This is a genomic window from Pseudomonas sp. Nvir, from assembly GCF_963778085.1.
Lineage (GTDB): Bacteria > Pseudomonadota > Gammaproteobacteria > Pseudomonadales > Pseudomonadaceae > Aquipseudomonas > Aquipseudomonas juntendi.
This window is the reverse complement of sequence record NZ_OY970405.1, coordinates 1,868,238-1,887,903: the sequence shown is the minus strand read 5'-3', so window position 1 is coordinate 1,887,903 and position 19,666 is coordinate 1,868,238. Positions and strand designations below refer to the sequence as shown.

Annotated in this window: 17 protein-coding genes, 1 other RNA gene and 1 pseudogene; 14 read left to right on the top strand and 5 right to left on the bottom strand. The window is 64.1% G+C overall.

Features of this window, described 5'->3' with window-relative positions; translation table 11 throughout:
- Window positions 1–163 precede the first annotated feature (163 nt).
- The 12 genes from ccoN to AACG97_RS09105 all read left to right on the top strand — a co-directional run bounded on the left by ccoN (window position 164) and on the right by AACG97_RS09105 (window position 12,236).
- Complete coding sequence (gene ccoN / locus AACG97_RS09160; protein WP_029885689.1) at window positions 164–1,606, top strand: cytochrome-c oxidase, cbb3-type subunit I; 1,443 nt, start codon at window positions 164–166, stop codon at window positions 1,604–1,606.
- On the top strand, window positions 1,606–2,214 hold the full coding sequence (gene ccoO, locus AACG97_RS09155; protein WP_009683898.1) for a cytochrome-c oxidase, cbb3-type subunit II: 609 nt from the start codon (window positions 1,606–1,608) through the stop codon (window positions 2,212–2,214). The genes ccoN and ccoO overlap by 1 nt, the downstream gene beginning before the upstream one ends.
- Before the next feature lie 5 nt (window positions 2,215–2,219).
- Window positions 2,220–2,411, top strand: a complete 192-nt coding sequence (locus AACG97_RS09150) for a CcoQ/FixQ family Cbb3-type cytochrome c oxidase assembly chaperone (protein WP_009683899.1) — start codon at window positions 2,220–2,222, stop codon at window positions 2,409–2,411.
- Complete coding sequence (gene ccoP, locus AACG97_RS09145) at window positions 2,408–3,385, top strand: cytochrome-c oxidase, cbb3-type subunit III (RefSeq protein WP_029885690.1); 978 nt, start codon at window positions 2,408–2,410, stop codon at window positions 3,383–3,385. Before AACG97_RS09150 ends, ccoP begins: the two co-directional genes overlap by 4 nt.
- Before the next feature lie 308 nt (window positions 3,386–3,693).
- On the top strand, window positions 3,694–5,109 hold the full coding sequence (gene ccoG, locus AACG97_RS09140) for a cytochrome c oxidase accessory protein CcoG (RefSeq protein WP_110677327.1): 1,416 nt from the start codon (window positions 3,694–3,696) through the stop codon (window positions 5,107–5,109).
- A 15-nt stretch (window positions 5,110–5,124) separates the two neighbouring features.
- Window positions 5,125–5,649, top strand: a complete 525-nt coding sequence (locus tag AACG97_RS09135) for a FixH family protein (protein ID WP_054913026.1) — start codon at window positions 5,125–5,127, stop codon at window positions 5,647–5,649.
- Window positions 5,650–5,804: 155 nt separating this feature from the next.
- Complete coding sequence (locus tag AACG97_RS09130) at window positions 5,805–8,279, top strand: heavy metal translocating P-type ATPase (protein ID WP_125855260.1); 2,475 nt, start codon at window positions 5,805–5,807, stop codon at window positions 8,277–8,279.
- A complete protein-coding gene (gene ccoS / locus AACG97_RS09125) occupies window positions 8,258–8,473 on the top strand; it encodes a cbb3-type cytochrome oxidase assembly protein CcoS (RefSeq protein WP_054881973.1) in 216 nt (71 codons plus the stop codon). The genes AACG97_RS09130 and ccoS overlap by 22 nt, the downstream gene beginning before the upstream one ends.
- Window positions 8,466–9,149: a sulfite exporter TauE/SafE family protein gene (locus tag AACG97_RS09120; protein WP_054881972.1), complete on the top strand. Its 684-nt coding sequence runs from the start codon at window positions 8,466–8,468 to the stop codon at window positions 9,147–9,149. Before ccoS ends, AACG97_RS09120 begins: the two co-directional genes overlap by 8 nt.
- Before the next feature lie 179 nt (window positions 9,150–9,328).
- Window positions 9,329–10,711 carry an oxygen-independent coproporphyrinogen III oxidase gene (gene hemN / locus AACG97_RS09115; protein WP_161891705.1) on the top strand — a complete coding sequence of 461 codons (1,383 nt, stop codon included), beginning with the start codon at window positions 9,329–9,331 and terminating at the stop codon, window positions 10,709–10,711.
- A 186-nt stretch (window positions 10,712–10,897) separates the two neighbouring features.
- Window positions 10,898–11,632, top strand: a complete 735-nt coding sequence (fnrA, locus tag AACG97_RS09110) for a Crp/Fnr family transcriptional regulator FnrA (protein ID WP_009683909.1) — start codon at window positions 10,898–10,900, stop codon at window positions 11,630–11,632.
- Between the two features lie 55 nt (window positions 11,633–11,687).
- Window positions 11,688–12,236, top strand: a complete 549-nt coding sequence (locus AACG97_RS09105) for an adenine phosphoribosyltransferase (protein ID WP_009683910.1) — start codon at window positions 11,688–11,690, stop codon at window positions 12,234–12,236.
- 92 nt (window positions 12,237–12,328) lie between these two features.
- Here the strand turns inward: AACG97_RS09105 and recR are convergent, their stop codons facing one another.
- From recR to dnaX, 3 genes are all read right to left on the bottom strand, one after another.
- On the bottom strand, window positions 12,329–12,931 hold the full coding sequence (recR, locus tag AACG97_RS09100) for a recombination mediator RecR (protein ID WP_009683911.1): 603 nt from the start codon (window positions 12,929–12,931) through the stop codon (window positions 12,329–12,331).
- 172 nt (window positions 12,932–13,103) lie between these two features.
- The gene (locus AACG97_RS09095) at window positions 13,104–13,439 is read right to left on the bottom strand and encodes a YbaB/EbfC family nucleoid-associated protein (protein WP_003254305.1); all 336 of its coding nucleotides are present in this window, start codon (window positions 13,437–13,439) and stop codon (window positions 13,104–13,106) included.
- Between the two features lie 64 nt (window positions 13,440–13,503).
- Window positions 13,504–15,564: a DNA polymerase III subunit gamma/tau gene (gene dnaX, locus AACG97_RS09090; protein ID WP_144187951.1), complete on the bottom strand. Its 2,061-nt coding sequence runs from the start codon at window positions 15,562–15,564 to the stop codon at window positions 13,504–13,506.
- 120 nt (window positions 15,565–15,684) lie between these two features.
- Between dnaX and AACG97_RS09085 the strand changes: the two genes are divergently transcribed.
- Entirely contained in the window at window positions 15,685–16,458 is a 774-nt protein-coding gene (locus AACG97_RS09085) for a substrate-binding periplasmic protein (RefSeq protein WP_009683915.1), read from the top strand.
- Window positions 16,459–16,635: 177 nt separating this feature from the next.
- Window positions 16,636–16,794 (top strand): annotated as a pseudogene (locus tag AACG97_RS09080) (MerR family transcriptional regulator); the annotation flags it as partial.
- Between the two features lie 28 nt (window positions 16,795–16,822).
- On the opposite strand, the gene ffs reads toward AACG97_RS09080, so the two are convergent.
- An RNA gene (gene ffs / locus AACG97_RS09075) (signal recognition particle sRNA small type) lies at window positions 16,823–16,919 on the bottom strand.
- 253 nt (window positions 16,920–17,172) lie between these two features.
- Window positions 17,173–19,503, bottom strand: coding sequence for an NAD-dependent DNA ligase LigA (gene ligA, locus AACG97_RS09070; protein ID WP_225785737.1), 2,331 nt, complete (start codon window positions 19,501–19,503; stop codon window positions 17,173–17,175).
- Window positions 19,504–19,666 lie beyond the last annotated feature (163 nt).

Genomic DNA, 19,666 nt, shown 5'->3' with positions numbered 1-19,666 from the left:
TTTATTTGTGTACAATCCACCTGACCCGAGCGCTGCGGGACATCAGTGAACGGGCCCGGACACGGGTCGGCGTACCAAAGTTGCGTTGCGGTAACCCGGAGGGTTATCAATACTGGCGCCGATTTTTCAACCAACAAGAACATCAAAACCGTGGAACCTTAGAATGAGCACAGCAATCAGTCCGACTGCTTATAACTATAAGGTCGTCCGCCAGTTCGCCATCATGACGGTGGTCTGGGGGATCCTTGGCATGGGCCTCGGCGTCTTCATCGCCTCGCAGCTGGTGTGGCCACAACTGAACCTGGACCTGCCCTGGACCAGCTTCGGCCGCTTGCGTCCGCTGCACACCAACCTGGTGATCTTCGCCTTCGGCGGCTGCGCGCTGTTCGGCACCAGCTACTACGTGGTGCAGCGCACCTGCCAGACGCGGCTGATTTCCGACAGCCTGGCCGCCTTCACCTTCTGGGGCTGGCAGGCGGTGATCGTCGGGGCGCTGATCACCCTGCCGATGGGCTACACCACCACCAAGGAATACGCCGAGCTTGAGTGGCCACTGGCGATTCTGCTGGCCATTGTCTGGGTCACCTACGGGGTGGTTTTCTTCGGCACCATCGTCAAGCGCAAGACCAAGCATATCTATGTCGGCAACTGGTTCTACGGTGCCTTCATCGTGGTCACCGCAATGCTGCACATCGTCAACCACATCTCCCTGCCGGTCAGCCTGTTCAAGTCGTACTCGGCCTACTCCGGCGCCACCGATGCGATGATCCAGTGGTGGTACGGGCACAACGCCGTGGGCTTTTTCCTGACCACCGGCTTCCTGGGCATGATGTACTACTTCGTGCCCAAGCAGGCCGAGCGGCCGATCTACTCGTACCGCCTGTCGATCGTGCACTTCTGGGCGCTGATCACCCTGTACATCTGGGCCGGCCCGCACCACCTGCACTACACCGCCCTGCCCGACTGGGCGCAGTCGCTGGGTATGGTGATGTCGATCATCCTTCTGGCGCCAAGCTGGGGCGGCATGATCAACGGCATGATGACCCTGTCGGGCGCCTGGCACAAACTGCGTACCGACCCGATCCTGCGCTTTCTGGTGGTGTCGCTGGCGTTCTACGGCATGTCCACCTTCGAAGGCCCGATGATGGCCATCAAGACCGTCAACTCGCTGTCGCACTACACCGACTGGACCATCGGCCACGTGCACGCAGGCGCCCTCGGCTGGGTCGCCATGATTTCGATCGGCGCCGTGTACCACATGATCCCGCGCCTGTATGGCCGCGTGCAGATGCACAGCGTTGGCCTGATCAACGCGCACTTCTGGCTGGCCACCATCGGCACCGTGCTGTACATCGCCTCGATGTGGGTCAACGGCATCACCCAGGGCCTGATGTGGCGTGCCATCAACGATGACGGCACCCTCACCTACTCGTTCGTCGAGGCACTGCAAGCCAGCCACCCGGGCTACATCGTGCGTGCCCTGGGCGGTGCGTTCTTCGCCAGCGGCATGCTGCTGATGGCCTACAACGTGTTGCGTACCGTGCGTGCCGCCAACCCGGCACAGGCTGAAGAAGCCGCCAAGATCGTCGTTGTGGGAGCGCACTGATGAAGCATGAAGCCGTCGAGAAGAACATTGGCCTGCTGGCCTTCTTCATGGTCATCGCGGTAAGCGTCGGTGGCCTGACCCAGATCGTCCCGCTGTTTTTCCAGGACGTGACCAACAAGCCGGTCGAGGGCATGAAGCCGCGTACCGCCCTGGAGCTGGAAGGCCGCGACATCTATATCCGCGAAGGTTGCGTGGGCTGCCACTCGCAGATGATCCGCCCGTTCCGCGCCGAAACCGAGCGCTACGGCCACTACTCGGTCGCCGGCGAGAGCGTGTGGGACCACCCGTTCCTGTGGGGCTCCAAACGCACCGGGCCGGATCTGGCACGGGTCGGTGGCCGCTACTCCGATGACTGGCACCGCGCGCACCTGTACAACCCGCGCAACGTGGTGCCGGAATCGAAGATGCCGGCCTACCCCTGGCTGGTCGAGAACACGCTCGACGGCAAGGACACCGCGAAGAAGATGGAGGTGCTGCGCACACTCGGCACACCGTACACCGACGCCGACATTGCCGGCGCCCGTGACGCGGTCAAGGGCAAGACCGAAATGGACGCCCTCGTGGCGTACCTGCAGGGTCTTGGCACCATCATCAAGAGCAAACGGTGACGCTGATGGATATCGGGATGATTCGCGGCCTGGGTACCGTCGTGGTGATGGTGGCGTTCGTGGGCCTGGCGCTGTGGGTGTTCAACCCACGGCGCAAGAAGGACTTCGACGAAGCCACCCAACTGCCCTTCGCCGATGACCCCGAGGCCAAACGGCACGTCGAGCAAGCAAAAGCTTCTGGGAGCAAACAACAATGACAACCTTCTGGAGTCTGTACGTTACCGTCCTGACCCTGGGCACCATCTTCTCGTTGACCTGGCTGCTGCTGTCGACCCGCAAGGGCCAGCGCGAAGAGGTGACCGACGAAACCGTCGGGCACGCCTTCGATGGTATCGAGGAGTACGACAACCCACTGCCGAAATGGTGGTTCTGGCTGTTCGTCGGCACCATCGTCTTCGCCCTCGGCTACCTGGTGCTGTACCCAGGGCTGGGCAACTGGAAAGGCATGCTGCCGGGTTATGCCTACCTGGACAACGACAAACAGACCGAGTTTTCCAACGGCCAGCAGGGCTGGACCGGCGTGCACGAGTGGGAAAAGGAAATGGCCAAGGCCCAGGCACGCTTCGGCCCGATCTACGCCAAGTTCGCCGCCATGCCTATCGAGGAGGTGGCCAAAGACCCGCAGGCGCTGAAAATGGGCGCACGCCTGTTCGCCTCCAATTGCTCGGTGTGCCATGGCTCCGACGCCAAGGGTGCCTTCGGTTTCCCCAACCTGACCGACAATGACTGGCGCTGGGGCGGCGAGCCGGAAACCATCAAGGCCACCATCATGGGCGGCCGCCACGGTGTGATGCCGGCATGGGCCGAAGTGATCGGTGACCAAGGTGTGGCCGACGTCGCGGCATTCGTGGTCAGCAAGCTCGATGGCCGTACCCTGCCGCAAGGGGTCAAGGCCGATGTGCAGAATGGGCAGAAGATCTTCGCCGCCAACTGCGTGGCCTGCCACGGGCCGGAAGGCAAAGGCACGCCAGCCATGGGGGCACCGAACCTGACCCACCCGCAGGCGTTCATCTACGGCTCCAGCTTTGCCCAGTTGCAGCAGACCATCCGCTATGGCCGCCAAGGGCAGATGCCGGCCCAGGAACAGCTGCAGGGCAACGACAAGGTGCACTTGCTGGCGGCTTATGTGTACAGCCTGTCGCACCAGGCTGAGCCGGCCAAGGCCGAGTAAGGCAGGCCCGGCCTCTTCGCGGGCTCGCCCGCTCCCACAGCCTCGAGGCTGATGAGGGACCTGTGGGAGCGGGCAAGCCCGCGAAAAGGCCGGCACAACCAAGCATTTCTCGCAGACTGATGACCTGGATCAATTGACACCCGCCATAACACGATTCACACCGCGAACCCAACGCGACTAAAGGTCGCAGTGCGACCCCGGGCCGCCCACAGCGGCGTATCATGAACCGCAGAGCGCTAGCAGATTGCGCGAGACTGCGGCCGGCACGCACTGGCCGCGGCATTTTTCCACTGCCGTGGGACTTGATGATGAGCAAGCAAATTCCGGTACATGATGTAACCCCGCCTGCCACGAAAGGGAAGGACTCCGTCGACCTCTACGCGTCCCGCGAAAAAATCTATACCCGCGCCTTCACCGGCCTGTTCCGGCGTTTGCGCATGGTTGGCGGTGCCGCGCTGTTCCTGCTGTACTTCGGCACGGTATGGCTGAACTGGGGTGGCCACCAGGCGGTGTGGTGGAACCTGCCCGAGCGCAAGTTCTATATCTTCGGTGCCACCATCTGGCCACAGGACTTCATCCTGTTGTCAGGCATCCTCATCGTCGCCGCCTTCGGCCTGTTCTTCATCACCGTGTTCGCAGGCCGGGTCTGGTGTGGCTACACCTGCCCGCAAAGCGTATGGACGTGGATCTTCATGTGGTGTGAAAAAGTCACCGAGGGCGACCGCAACCAGCGCATCAAACTGGACAAGGCGCCCATGAGCGCCAACAAGTTCCTGCGCAAGTTCAGCAAGCACAGCCTGTGGCTGCTGATCGGTTTCGTCACCGGCATGACCTTCGTCGGCTACTTCTCGCCGATCCGTGAACTGGTGATCGAGTTCTTCACCGGCCAGGCCGATGGCTGGGCCTATTTCTGGGTTGGCTTCTTCACCCTCGCCACCTACGGCAACGCCGGTTGGCTGCGCGAGCAGGTGTGTGTGTACATGTGCCCCTACGCCCGCTTCCAGAGCGTGATGTTCGACAAGGACACACTGATCGTCTCCTATGACCCGCGCCGCGGCGAAACCCGGGGCCCGCGCAAGAAAGGCGCGGATTACAAGGCCCAAGGCCTGGGTGACTGCATTGACTGCACCTTGTGCGTGCAGGTCTGCCCGACCGGCATCGACATCCGCGACGGCCTGCAGATCGAATGCATCGGCTGCGCCGCCTGCATCGATGCCTGCGACGGCATCATGGACAAGATGAACTACCCCAAAGGGCTGATCAGCTACACCACCGAGCACAACCTCTCCGGGCAGAAAACCCACCTGCTGCGGCCACGCCTGATCGGCTACGCGCTGGTGCTGCTGGTGATGATCATCGGCCTGGCCACGGCCTTCGCCACCCGCTCGCTGGTCGGTTTCGACGTCAGCAAGGACCGTGTGCTGTACCGCGAAAATGCCCAGGGCCGGATCGAGAACGTGTACAGCCTGAAGGTCATGAACAAGGACCAGCGTGACCATGTGTATGTGCTGGACGCCACTGGCCTGCCAGACCTCACGCTCGAAGGCCAACGCGAGATCCGCGTGGCCGCCGGGGATATCGTCAGCCTGCCGGTGCAGCTGTCGGTGGCGCCGGAAAAACTGCCATCGACCACCAACGAAATCACCTTCATCCTCAACAGCGCCGACGACAGCAGCGCACAGGTTGAAGCCAAGAGCCGCTTCATCGGCCCACAGATCCGCTAAGAGAGATAACTCACAATGCCTGCCACCGCCGCCGACCCTTGGTACAAGCACCTCTGGCCCTGGATCATCATTGCGATCCTCACCACCTCGGTGTGCCTGAGCCTGAGCATGGTCAGCATCGCCGTGAACAACCCGGACAACCTGGTGAACGACAATTACTACGAGGCGGGCAAGGGCATCAACCGCTCACTGGACCGCGAACTGCTGGCACAGAAGCTGCGCCTCCAGGCCAGTGTGCACCTGGATGAACTGACCGGCGAAGTGGACCTGCGCCTGGCCGGCAACAGCAACCCGCAGAACCTGGAACTGAACCTGATATCGCCCACCCAGCCGGAAAAGGACCGTAAGGTGCTGCTGAGCCGGGTCGAGGCAGGGCGTTACGTGGGGCAGCTGCAAGACAAGGTTGACGGGCGGCGTTTCGTTGAGCTGCTGGGCAGTGAAGGTGGCCAGGTGTGGCGGCTGTTCGAGGAGGAGAAGGTCGAGCATGGCGTGACCTTGCAGCTAGGTGATGAAGCCATCCAAGGCGCCGAGCACCTGTAGGAGCGGCCTTGTGTCGCGAAAGGGCTGCGCAGCAGCCCCTGCAACCTATGCTGCGAAGCTAAGATCGTGGGGCCGCTTTGCGCCCCTTTCGCGACACAAGGCCGCTCCTACAGGGAAGCGCGCCAACCGGCCGCTATGTGTAAGGCAATGATGTGATGACCCAACCCATTCCCTGCTACCACTGCGCCCTGCCCGTTCCGGCCGGCAGCCGCTTTACCGCTGTGGTGCTCGGCGAGCCCCGCGAGTTCTGCTGCCCCGGCTGCCAGGCAGTGGCCGAGGCGATCGTGGCCGGCGGCCTGGAACACTACTACCAGCACCGCAGCGACAACAGCACCAACCCCGAAGCGTTGCCCAGGCAGTTGCAGGACGAACTGGCCCTGTACGACCGCAGTGACGTGCAGCAAACCTTCGTCCACCACCTGGGCGACCTGGCCGAGGCCACCTTGCTGATCGAAGGTATCAGCTGTGCAGCGTGTGGCTGGCTGATCGAAAAACACCTGCGCAACCTGCCCGGCGTCGCCGAGGCGCGCCTTAACCTGTCCAACCACCGCCTGCTGGTTGCCTGGGATGCCTCGCAGCTGCCACTGTCGCGCCTGCTGGCCGAACTGCGCCAGATCGGTTACGCCGCCCACCCCTACCAACCCGACCAGGCCGCCGAGCAGTTGGCCCGGGAAAACCGCAGTGCCCTGCGGCGCCTGGGCGTTGCCGGGTTGTTGTGGTTCCAGGCAATGATGGCGACCATGGCCACCTGGCCGGAATTCAACATCGACCTGTCGCCCGATCTGCACACCATCCTGCGTTGGGTGGCGCTGTTCCTGACGATCCCCATCGTGTTCTACAGCTGCGCACCGTTCTTCAAAGGCGCCGCCCGCGACCTGCGCACCCGCCACCTGACCATGGATGTTTCGGTGTCACTGGCCATTGGCCTGGCCTTCGGTGCCGGCATCTGGACAGCCATCACCGGCAGCGGCGAGCTGTATTTCGACACCGTGGGCATGTTCGCCCTGTTCCTGTTGACCGGCCGCTACCTGGAACGCCGCGCCCGCGAGCGCACCGCAGCGGCCACGGCGCAACTGGTGAACTTGCTGCCGGCTTCGTGCCTGCGCCTGGACAGCCAAGGCCGCAGCGGGCGCATTCTGCTCAGTGAACTGCAATGCGGCGACACCGTACAGGTGCTGCCCGGCGCGGTGATTCCCGCCGACGGGCGCGTCGTCGAAGGCCGCTCCAGCGTCGACGAATCGCTGCTCACCGGTGAATACTTGCCACAGCCGCGGCGGGTGGGGGACCGGGTCACCGGCGGCACCTTGAACGTGGAAAGCACGCTGAATATAGAAGTCCAGGCCTTGGGCCACGACTCGCGGCTGTCGGCTATCGTCCGCCTGCTGGAGCGCGCGCAGACGGAAAAACCACGCCTGGCAGAAATTGCCGACCGCGCCTCGCAGGGGTTCCTGCTGTTCTCGCTGCTGGCCGCAGTGGCCATCGGCCTGTGGTGGTGGTACCTGGAGCCGGCCCGGGCGTTCTGGATCGTGCTGGCCATGCTGGTGGCGACGTGCCCTTGTGCGCTGTCGCTGGCCACCCCCACCGCACTCACTGCAGCCACCGGCACCCTGCATAAACTTGGCCTGCTGGTGACCCGTGGCCATGTGCTGGAAGGCCTGAACCAGATCGATACGGTGATTTTTGACAAGACCGGCACGCTGACCGAAGGCAGGCTGACCTTGCGCAGCATTCGCCCACTCGGCAGCCACCCCGCGGACCGTTGCCTGGCGCTGGCGGCGGCATTGGAGAACCGCTCGGAGCACCCCATCGCCCGCGCGTTCGGGCGCGCGGCCACAGCTGCTGAAGAGGTGCAGACTGTGCCCGGCGTGGGCCTGGAAGGGCTGGTCGATGGCCAGCGCCTGCGCATTGGCCAGGCCAGCTTCGTCTGCGCCTTGAGCGGCGCGCAAGTACCTGCGGTGCCCGAGCCTCGCGGCCAGTGGCTGCTGCTGGGCGACCGCCAGGGGCCATTGGCCTGGTTCGGCCTGGACGACCGCTTGCGCGATGATGCACCGGCCCTGCTGGCTGCCTGCAAAGCGCGGGGCTGGCGCACCCTGCTGCTGTCTGGCGACAGTTCGCCGATGGTCGCGGAAGTCGCCGCGCAACTGGGCATCGACCACGCCGTTGGCGGCCTGCGCCCGGACGACAAACTGGAGCGCCTCAAAGCCTTGCAGGCCGAAGGGCGCAAGGTGCTGATGCTGGGCGACGGGGTCAACGATGTGCCGGTGCTGGCCGCCGCGGACATCAGCATCGCCATGGGCAGCGCCACCGACCTGGCCAAGACCTGCGCCGACGCGGTGCTGCTGTCCAACCGCCTGAGCGCGCTGGTGCAGGCGCTGGAACTGGCGCGCCGCACCCGCCGCAACATCCTCGAGAACCTGCTGTGGGCAACCCTGTATAATGGCCTGATGTTGCCGTTCGCCGCCCTCGGCTGGGTCACCCCGGTGTGGGCGGCTGTCGGCATGTCGGTGAGCTCACTGATCGTGGTGCTCAATGCCCTGCGCCTGACCCGCTTGCCAGCCAGCGCCGGGCTGCCCGCGATGGATGCCGCGCAACCCGCCAGGAGTACGCCATGCCCGCCCTCTATGTCATGATCCCCGCAGCCCTGCTGCTGGTCGGCGTGGCCGTGTACATCTTCTTCTGGGCCGTGGACAGCGGCCAGTACGACGACCTCGACGGCCCGGCGCACAGCATTCTGTTCGACGACCAGGACCCTCGTCACCAGGCGGCGGTCAAACCCGACGACACGCCGGGCAACGCCGACAAGGACTTGCCACCCCGTGCCTGACCTGCTTCCCCTGCTGGGCTCGGCGCTGGTGCTCGGCTTGCTCGGCGGCGGCCACTGCCTGGGCATGTGCGGCGGCCTGATGGGTGCGCTGACCTTGGCCATCCCCCCTGAACAACGCGGCAGGCGCCTGCGCCTGCTGCTGGCGTACAACCTGGGGCGCATCTTCAGCTATGCCTGCGCCGGGTTGCTGCTGGGCCTGGCCGGCTGGGCCGTGGCCAGCAGCCCGGCCGCCCTGGCCCTGCGGGTCCTGGCCGCCTTGCTGTTGATTGCCATGGGCCTGTACCTGGCCGGCTGGTGGAGCGGGCTGACGCGTATCGAGGTGCTAGGCCGCGGCGTGTGGCGGCATATCCAGCCGCTGGCGTCACGCTTGCTGCCGGTGTCCAGCCTGCCCCGTGCGTTGCTGCTGGGGGCCTTGTGGGGGTGGTTGCCATGCGGGTTGGTGTACAGCACGTTGTTATGGGCGGCCAGCCAGGGCCATGCCGGCTACAGCGCGGCGTTGATGCTGGCGTTCGGGGTGGGCACCTGGCCGGTGCTGCTGGCGACCGGCTTGGCGGCAGAGCGGGTAAACACTTTGTTGAAACGGCGCAGTGTGCGGGTGGCTGGCGGGGTGCTGGTGATGCTGTTTGGTATCTGGACCATGCCCGGGCCGCACCAGCATTGGCTGATGGGGCATTGAGGGCTGCAAGCTACAAGCTACAAGCTACAAGCTACAAGCAAAAGCAGATCTGCTTTCGACTTTCGACTTTCGACTTGCTGCTTGCCGCTTGCCGCTTGCCGCTTGATACAAATCAACACAGATTCCTACAGACGCCCATAGACTCCGGTTCACTGCTGCTCTTTCCGGGGACCGCCCACATGCTCGACGACATTCGTTGGGATACCGACCTGATCCGCCGCTACGATCTTGCCGGGCCACGCTACACCTCCTACCCGACCGCCGTGCAACTGCACAGCGAGGTGGGTTCCTTCGACCTGCTCCACGCCCTGCGCGAAAGCCGCCGGGCGGTACGCCCGCTGTCGCTGTATGTGCATGTGCCGTTCTGCGCCAACATCTGCTACTACTGCGCCTGCAACAAAGTCATCACCAAGGACCGCGCCCGCGCCGCGCCATACCTGCAGCGCCTGGAGCAGGAGATTCAGCTGATCGCCTGCCACCTGGCACCGAAACAGCGGGTGGAACAGCTGCATTTCGGCGGCGGCACCCCGACCTTCCTCAGCCATGTGGAACTGCGCCAGCTGATGACTACCCTGCGCCAGCACTTCCACTTGCTGGACGATGACTCCGGCGACTACGGCATCGAGATCGACCCGCGCGAAGCCGACTGGTCGACCATGGGCCTGCTGCGTGAACTGGGTTTCAACCGCGTCAGCCTCGGCGTGCAAGACCTCGACCCCGCCGTGCAGCGCGCGATCAATCGCCTGCAAAGCCTGGAGCAGACCCGCACCCTGATCGAGGCGGCGCGCACCTTGCAATTCCGCTCGATCAACCTCGACCTGATCTACGGCCTGCCCAAGCAAACCCCGCAAGGCTTCGCCCGCACCGTCGAAGAGGTGATCCGCCTGCAGCCCGACCGCTTGTCGGTGTTCAACTACGCCCACCTGCCCGAACGCTTCATGCCGCAACGGCGTATCGACAGCAGCGACCTGCCCAGCGCGGCCGCCAAGCTGGAGATGCTGCACGCCACCATCGAGCAGTTGACCGCCGCTGGCTACCGCTACATCGGCATGGACCATTTCGCCCTGCCCGACGACGAGCTGGCCATCGCCCAGGAAGAAGGCACCCTGCAGCGCAATTTCCAGGGCTATACCACCCACGGGCACTGCGACCTCATCGGCCTGGGCGTGTCGGCCATCAGCCAGATCGGCGACTTGTACTGCCAGAACAGCAGTGACCTCAACACCTACCAGGACAGCCTGACCAACGCCCAGCTGGCGACCCAGCGCGGCCTGCTGTGCAACCATGACGACCGCATCCGCCGGGCGGTCATCCAGCAACTGATCTGCCATTTCCAGCTGGATTACGAACCCATCGAGCAAGCGTTCACCATCGATTTCCGCGGTTACTTCGACCACCTCTGGCCAGAGCTGCTGACCCTGCAGCGCGACGGCCTGATCAGCCTGGACGACAAGGGCATTCGCATTCTCCCGGCCGGGCGCCTGCTGGCGCGTTCGGTATGCATGGTGTTCGATGCCTACCTGGCGATGCAGAACCGCCAGCGTTTCTCCCGGGTTATCTGAAAAGCGAGACATTCAACCGCATGGACACGCCACCTTGCCGGGCACACTATGGGCGAACGAGGACTCCCGGCAGGGCATCTGCCGGGGTTTTGCCAGCGCGCAGCATCGATGCGCACTCTGGCCTACACCCTGTGTCGTAGGTTACCCTTACGACTTATGTGTGCTTTCCCACAAGGATCGATCCAAATGTCCGAGCCAGTCAAACTGCGCCCTCACAACCAGGCCCATTGCAAGGATTGCAGCCTGGCCCCCCTGTGCCTGCCTCTTTCACTCAACCTGGAAGACATGGATGCACTGGATGAAATCGTCAAACGCGGGCGTCCGCTGAAAAAAGGCGAGTTTCTGTTCCGCCAGGGTGACAATTTTGGCTCGGTCTACGCGGTACGTTCCGGCGCCCTGAAAACCTTCAGCCTCAGCGACAGCGGCGAAGAACAGATCACCGGTTTCCACCTGCCCAGCGAACTGGTCGGCCTGTCGGGCATGGACACCGAAGCCTACCCGGTGTCGGCGCAAGCTCAGGAAACCACCTCGGTGTGCGAAATCCCCTTCGAGCGCCTCGACGAACTGTCGGTCCAGCTCCCGCAGCTGCGCCGCCAGCTGATGCGGGTAATGAGCCGTGAAATCCGCGATGACCAGCAAATGATGCTGCTGCTGTCGAAAAAAACCGCCGACGAGCGCATTGCCACGTTCCTGGTGAACCTGTCGGCGCGCTTCCGCGCCCGCGGCTATTCGGCCAACCAGTTCCGCCTGAGCATGTCGCGCAACGAAATCGGCAACTACCTGGGCCTGGCAGTGGAAACCGTGTCACGGGTGTTCACCCGCTTCCAGCAGAACGGCCTGCTGCGCGCCGAAGGCAAGGAAGTGCACATCCTCGACCCGATCCAGCTGTGTGCGCTGGCCGGTGGTGCAATGGAGGCCTGAGGCCGGTATTTAGCGGGTATACTTGGGCATTCGTTTTCCCAGGATATCCGCAACAATGCACAGCGACGCCTTCGACCTCAAAGCCCTGATCCGCCCGGTGGTGGACTTCCCCAAGCCCGGCGTGATCTTCCGTGACATCACCCCGCTGTTCCAGTCGCCGCGCGGGCTGCGCTATGTGGCCGACCAGTTCATCGAGCGCTATGTCGAGGCTGAGTTCAGCCACATTGGCGCCATGGACGCGCGGGGTTTCCTGATTGGTTCGATCATCGCCCACCAGTTGAACAAGCCACTGATCCTGTTCCGCAAGCAAGGCAAGCTGCCAGCCGACGTGCTGAGCGAGGGTTACCAGACCGAGTACGGCGAGGCCTTCCTGGAGGTGCACGCCGACAGCCTGTGCGAAGGCGATTCGGTGTTGATTTTCGATGACTTGATCGCCACGGGCGGGACCTTGCTGGCAGCGGCCAACCTGGTGCGCCGCACCGGTGCGCAGGTGTTCGAGGCCGCCGCGATCATCGACCTACCCGAACTGGACGGTTCGCGCCGGCTGCAGGCGGCCGGGGTGCCGACCTTCTGCCTGACCGAGTTTTCCCTCAGCGAGTATTGAGTTGCAAGTCGCAAGTCGCAAGTCGCAAGCTACAAGCAAAAGCCGATCTGCTTTTGCTGTTGCTTGTAGCTTGCAGCTTGAAGCTTGCAGCTTCAGAGCGAAATCGGCCGTCGCCCGGCAAAAGCATGGGCCAGTGTCCCGCCATCCACCAGTTCGAGTTCCCCGCCCAGAGGTACACCATGGGCGATGCGCGAGGCCACCAGGCCTTTTTCATTGAGCAGTTGCGCGATGTAATGCGCCGTCGCCTCGCCTTCCACGGTCGGGTTGGTCGCCAGGATCACCTCGGTGAAGGTACCCTGCTCTTCGATCCGCGCCATCAGTTGCGGAATGCCGATGGCCTCCGGCCCCAGGCCGTCCAGTGGCGACAGGTGGCCTTTGAGCACGAAGTAACGGCCGCGGTAGCCGGCCTGCTCGACCGCGTACACATCGGTCGGCCCCTCGACCACACACAGCTGGGTGTCGTCACGCCGCGGGTCAGCACACTGTGGGCACAGGTCCTGCTCGGTCAAGGTGCGGCACTGCCGGCAATGCCCTACCCCTTCCATGGCCTGGGTCAAAGCCTGGGCCAGGCGCAGCCCCCCGCTACGGTCACGCTCGAGCAGTTGCAGGGCCATGCGCTGGGCGGTTTTCTGGCCTACACCTGGCAAGATGCGCAGGCCGTCGATCAATTGGCGGATAAGGGGGCTGAAGCTCATGGGGAAGGCCTGACAATTCAATAAGGGGCGGTTTATACCCAGCGGGGGCAGTGGCGTCAAATCAGCCTCCGGGTGGGAGCGCGCCGGGTCAAGAATAATGACCGCGGCGGCTGCGAATACGCACAAAAAAAACCGCCGCTGGTGTCAGCGGCGGTTTTCGAGGGCGCATGCCTTAGAACGGCATTTTGAAGCCCGGCGGCAGCTGCATGCCGGCGGTCATGCCGCCCATTTTTTCCTGGCTGCTCTGCTCCACCTTGCGCACTGCATCGTTCAACGCAGCGGCGATCAGGTCTTCCAGCACTTCCTTGTCATCTTCATCGGTCGACATCAGGCTCTGGTCGATGCTGACGCGCTTGACGTCGTGACGACCGGTCATCACCACGCTCACCAGGCCGCCACCAGACTGGCCGGTGACTTCGGCGTTGGCCAGCTCTTCCTGCATTTTCTGCATTTTTTCCTGCATCTGCTGGGCCTGCTTCATCAGGCCGGCCATGCCACCTTTCATCATGGGGGTATACCTCGATTGGGTCATTTGATGCGGCCCGGCGCCGGGCCGGCCGCAGGGTTATCCGTTACTGGCCCTGGTTGGCCAGGGCTTCTACAGGCTCAATAGTATCCTGCCGCACCTTGGCACCGAACAACTTGATCATCTGCTGGATCAATGGATCCTGCTCGATCGAGGCGACGGCGCCCTGCTGACGCTCGGCCCGCTTGCGCGCGGCGGCCTGGGCCGGGGTTTCCTGCTCGGGCAGGACCAGTTCGATGCGCAGGTTCAGCGTGCGCCCCAGATGCTGGTTGAGCGCCTCGTTCAGGCGCCGCTGCTGGGTCGTGTTGAACAGCGCACCTTGGCCTGGGTCCAGGTGCAGCAGCCAGTCGTCGCCATCGGCGGCAATCAGCGTACAGTTTGCTGCGATGTTGCCTGTCATACCGGAGACAGGCAACTGTGGGAATAATTCCAGCCATTGCAGGGCCAGACCGGTGGCCGGCTTGGCGGCTGGCAACGGAGCAGGCGCGGGCGCAGGGGCTTCTTCCTGAACGTGTTCGGCTAACTCGTCGAGGTAGCTGAAGCCAACCGGATCGCTTTCGCCGCCGTAGTAGTCTTCGTCCAGCGGCGGCTCGTCGTCCCGGTCCATGCCAACGGCGGCGTAGGCAGACGGGTCGAAAGGCGGCTCGTCATGCACGGCAGGCGCGGCCATAGGCGCCGCCTGCGGGGTCGGCCGCGGGGCTGACGCGGGCTCGGCAACAGGCTCTGCGACAGGCGCGCTGGTCGGGGCTGGGTCCTCCCACGGCAGGTCGACCACCTCGGCGACGGGCTCAGGCACCGAAATGGCCTCGACTTCGGCCCTTAGCTCGGCGTCTGCGGGCAGCTCGGGCTCATGGTCCACCGTGGCTGGCGGCGGCACTACCAGCGGCGCGGGTGCAGCGGGCGCAGGCTCGGCGGCGGGTGGCGGCACGGCAGGCGCAGGGGCTGCCACCGGGTTTGCAGGATCAGCTGTGGCCTGGCTGATCCCCACTGGCTTTAGCACCGGTTTCGGCGCATCGTCGGTGTCGGCCGGGCGGAAGGCGAGCATTCGCAACAAGACCATCTCGAAGCCACCACGCGGGTCCGGCGCCAGCGGCAGGTCACGCCGACCGATCAGGCCCATCTGGTAATAGAACTGCACATCCTCGGCCGGTAATGCCTGGGCCAGCGCCAGCACCCGGTCACGGTCGCCCTGGCCGTTGTCCACGGCCTCGGGCAGCGCCTGGGCGATGGCTACACGGTGCAGCACGTTGAGCATTTCCGCCAGCACGCCAGCCCAGTCCGGCCCTTGCTCGGCCAGGTTGCGCACGGCCTCCAGCAGGGCCCGGGCATCGCCCTCGAGCAGCGCCTGCAGCACCCCATAGACCTGCCCGTGGTCGAGGCTACCGAGCATGGCCCGCACATCGGCGGCCAGCACCTTGCCTTCGCCGAATGCAATGGCCTGGTCGGTCAGGCTCATGGCGTCACGCATGGAGCCGTCGGCGGCACGGCCCAACAGCCACAGGGCATCTGCCTCGAACGGGACGTTCTCCGCAGCAAGCACATGGCTGAGGTGCTCGACCACCCGCTCTGGGCTCATGTTCTTCAGCGAGAACTGCAGGCAACGCGACAGGATGGTGGCCGGCAGCTTCTGCGGGTCGGTGGTGGCCAGGATGAACTTGACGTACGGTGGCGGCTCTTCCAGGGTCTTGAGCAAGGCATTGAACGAGTGCGTCGAGAGCATGTGCACTTCGTCGATCAGGTAGACCTTGAAGCGCCCACGGCTGGGCGCGTACTGCACGTTATCGAGCAGTTCGCGGGTGTCTTCGACCTTGGTACGGCTGGCGGCGTCGATTTCGATCAGGTCGACGAAGCGGCCCTCGTCGATCTCCCGGCATACCGAACAGGTGCCGCAGGGCGTGGAGGTGATGCCCGTCTCGCAGTTCAGGCATTTGGCGATGATACGGGCAATGGTAGTCTTGCCCACGCCACGAGTACCCGTGAACAGGTAGGCATGGTGCAGGCGTTGGTTGTCCAAGGCATTGATCAAGGCCTTGAGCACATGGGTCTGGCCGACCATTTCGCGGAACGAGCGCGGACGCCATTTACGTGCAAGAACCTGATAACTCATCGAAAAACCATCGTAGCCTGATCGAGCGGAAGATCGCTAATGCTAGCGGAGCGGGGGCAAAATTGCACCCTGCGCAGCTCGTCTAAGCTATGAATCGGGCGCCTGTTGTCCAGGGAGGAGATGCTTTTGCGAAAACTGCTGGCCTTGCTGTTGGTCTGGGCTACCCAGAGCGTGGCAGAACAGCCGGTGCTGCGTTTTTCCGTGGCTGAAAGCTGGAGCATGCCGCTGGTGCGGATTGAAGATGACCAGCCGGTCGAGGGCCTGGTCTATGACCTTGTACAGGCGCTGGCCAGGGAAGCAGGGGTCCGCCCGCAGTACCACGTGATGGCCAGGCTGCGCTTGCAGGAGGCCATGAACAGCGGTGACATTGATGTGCGCTGCTACGTCAGCACGCAGTGGTTCAATGACCGCCCGGGGGACTTTGTCTGGAGCATCCCGCTGTTCCACCAGCGCGACGTGCTGGTGGGGCGCCTTGGCGACAGCAACCCGGTCGCAGCAGAGCAACTGCCGCCCCAGGCCATCGGTACAGTGCTGGGGTACACCTATCCAACCTTGCAACCCCTGCTGGACCAAGGCCGACTGAGCCGCGAAGACAGCCGCAGCCAGCTGCTGGTCCTGCAGAAACTGCAAGCCCACCGCTATCGCCATGCAGTGAGCAACGAGTTGTCGCTGCAGTGGTTCAACCAGGGGCAGCCGGCAGCTCGGCAACTGCAAGTGCTGGCAGTGCTGGAGGAGCAGGACCTGGGGTGCATGGTGCGCAACGACCCGGCGATACCCACACAAGGGCTGCTGCGGGCCTTGGTGCGGCTGAAACAGACGGGGGAAATCGAGCGGATCCTACAGCGATACGCAGGGATGGGCCGTAGCGACAACCCATCTGTCGCTCGCCCGTGAAACAGAAGCGCTGGTGATGTACAGAGGCTGCAAGCCAGCACGCTCCCTGTGGCCGCTGGCTTGCCGGCGATCAACGGTGAAGCTGGTGCCTATACCGCGTCGCCTGTTTCGCGGGCACGCCCGCTCCCACAGGGTATTGCGACCGATTCGAGCTCGCGTGCTGCCTGTGACATGGGTAGGCGCCTAGAGGCGGAGAGCAAAGGCTTGCGACATGCGGCGCAGTGCCCTGAGGGAGATCACCTGGCCTGCCTTAAATTCCGGCGACTGATGAAGCTGTCGGCGGTGGGAGCATTGGGCGAGAAGCAGGACAGAAAGAAGGCGTTCGCAGCAGATTGAGGTTTTCCGACCCCGGAAATGGAGGCGGCCCCACCAGCCACACCCCGGCACTCGATGTTCCCGCTATGGCTGCTCCCTTCCGGGCCTGACCAGGTTAACGGGTAATCAATGCGGGGGGACCGATAGGGCCACCACAACATGCCTCGCTGAGCAGCGAGTGGCGCCATTGTACCGGTCTTGGGGGCAGATACAACCTCTGGGAGCAGAAAAAGTCATCATTTCTCAATGACTTGTCTGGGTTGGGGTGGCGCTGCAGGCAAGACTGGCGCGAGGCCTGTGGGAGCGGGCGTGCCCGCGAAGCAAGCTACGCGATGGATGGCACCGGCTTTGCCGGTGTTCGCGGGCATGCCCGCTCCCACAAGTGGCGCGCGCAGGGACTCAAATAGTGATGCCCTGCTCGGCCAGGAACGCGACGAAGGCCTCTTCGTCCAGCACCTTCACGCCCAGCTCGCTGGCCTTAGCCAGCTTCGATCCAGCCCCCGGCCCTGCGACCACGCACTGGGTCTTGCCAGACACCGAACCGGCCACCTTGGCGCCAAGGCTTTCCAGCTTGTCCTTGGCCACATCGCGGCTCATGCGCTCCAGGGTACCGGTCAGCACCCAGGTCTGGCCGGCCAGCGGCAAACCCTCGGCGACTTTCTTCTCGCTGGTCCAGTGCATGCCGAACGCCAGCAACTGCGCCTCGATCGCGCGCGCCAGTTTCTGGTTGGCCTCATCCTTGAAGAATTCACGCACCGCGTCCGCCTGCTTGGCCGCCAGTGCCTGGCGCAGGTCGATGCCGTCGGCAGCGATGATCTTGTCCAGGCTGCCGAGCTTGGCTACCAGTTTCTCGGCACCGGTTGGGCCTACCGAAGCGATGTCGAGCTTGGCGATCATGCCGGCCAAGCTGGTGCTGGCCGCGAATTCGGCGGCCAACTCGCCTTCGTCCTGCAGGTGCATGCCGCTATCGAGCAACTGCTGGATAACCTTCTGGTTGTGTTCGTCTTCGAAGAAGTTGTGAATCTCGTAGGCGACCTCAAGGCCAATGTCCGGCAGATACGTCAGCACCTGCGGCAAGGCCTGCTGCACGCGCGCCAGGCTGCCCAGCGAACGGGCCAGAACCTTGGCCGTCTCCTCACCCACATCCGGTATGCCCAGCGCATAGATGAAACGCGCCAGGCTCGGCCGCTTGCTGGCTTCGATGGCATCCAGCAGTTTGCGGGTGGACACCTCGGCGAAGCCTTCCAGGCCGACCACCTGCTCGAACTGCAGCTTGTACAGGTCAGCCGGCGAGCCGATCAGGCCTTCGTCCACCAACTGCTCGACGCTTTTTTCGCCAAGCCCGTCGATGTCCATGGCGCGACGCGACACATAGTGAATGATCGCCTGCTTGAGCTGCGCACCACAGGCCAGGCGGCCGACACAGCGGTACACCGCCCCTTCGCTGGTGGTCTCCTTGCCCTTGCTGCGCTTGACCAGCTGGGTGCGCTCGACTTGCGAGCCACACACCGGGCACTCGCTTGGCACGGCAACCGGGCGGGCATCGTCCGGGCGACGCTCCAGCACCACCTGCATCACCTGCGGGATCACGTCGCCGGCCCGGCGGATGATCACTGTGTCGCCAATGCGCAGGCCCAGGCGGGCGATTTCGTCCATGTTGTGCAGGGTGGCGTTGGACACGGTCACGCCCGCCACCTTGACCGGTTTCAGGCGCGCCACCGGGGTGACCGCGCCGGTACGGCCGACCTGGAACTCGACGTCCAGCACCTCGGTCAGCTCTTCCATGGCCGGGAACTTGTGGGCGATTGCCCAGCGCGGTTCACGGGCGCGGAAGCCCAGCTCACGCTGGGCGGCCAGGCTGTTGACCTTGAATACCACACCATCGATTTCATACGGCAGGCTGTTGCGCCGCTCGCCGATGTCGCGGTAGTAATCCAGGCACTCTTCGATCCCTGCCGCATGCTTGAGCTCGCGGCTGATCGGCAGGCCCCAAGCCTTGAGCTGTTCAAGGATGGCGATATGGCTGTCGCCGATGCTGGCAGACAGCTGACCGACGCCGTAGCAGCAGAACTCCAGCGGGCGGCTGGCCGTGATTTTCGAATCGAGCTGGCGCAGGCTACCGGCAGCCGCGTTGCGGGGGTTGGCGAAGGTCTTGCCGCCGGCTTCGGCCTGGGCTGCATTGAGGCGGTCGAAGCCGGCCTTGCTCATGTAGACCTCGCCACGCACTTCCAGCACCGCGGGCCAGCCCTCGCCGTGCAACTTCAGCGGAATGTTGCGCACGGTGCGTACGTTGGCGCTGATATCTTCGCCAGTGGTGCCGTCGCCGCGCGTGGCACCCTGCACCAGCAGGCCGTCGCGGTACAGCAGGCTAACGGCCAGGCCATCGAGCTTGGGTTCGCAACTGTAGTCAACCGCGCCGGGCTGATCGAGGCCGCCCACCACACGGCGGCCGAACTCACGCAGGTCGGCTTCCTCGAAGGCGTTGCCCAGGCTGAGCATGGGCACTTCATGGCGCACCTGGCTAAAGGCCGACAGGGCTGCACCGCCGACGCGCTGGGTGGGCGAGTCGGGGGTAACCAGGTGCGGGTGTTCGGCTTCCAACGCCTTGAGCTCGTTGAACAGGCGGTCGTATTCGGCGTCGGGCACACTGGGCTCGTCGAGCACGTAGTAGCGGTAGTTGTGCTGGTCGAGTTCGGCACGCAGTTCGTGGATACGGGTTTCGGCGGTCATGGGGTTTGTCTTCTCTTGCAAAGCAAAAGAGCAGCCTGGGGTGGCGGCTGGGGTCTGGACTAGCGATTGCCTGCCCTGGCCCTGTCGCCGGCAAGCCAGCTCCCACAGGCAATTGTGGGAGCTGGCTTGCCGGCGACAGGGCCGGAACAGGTAACAACACCCG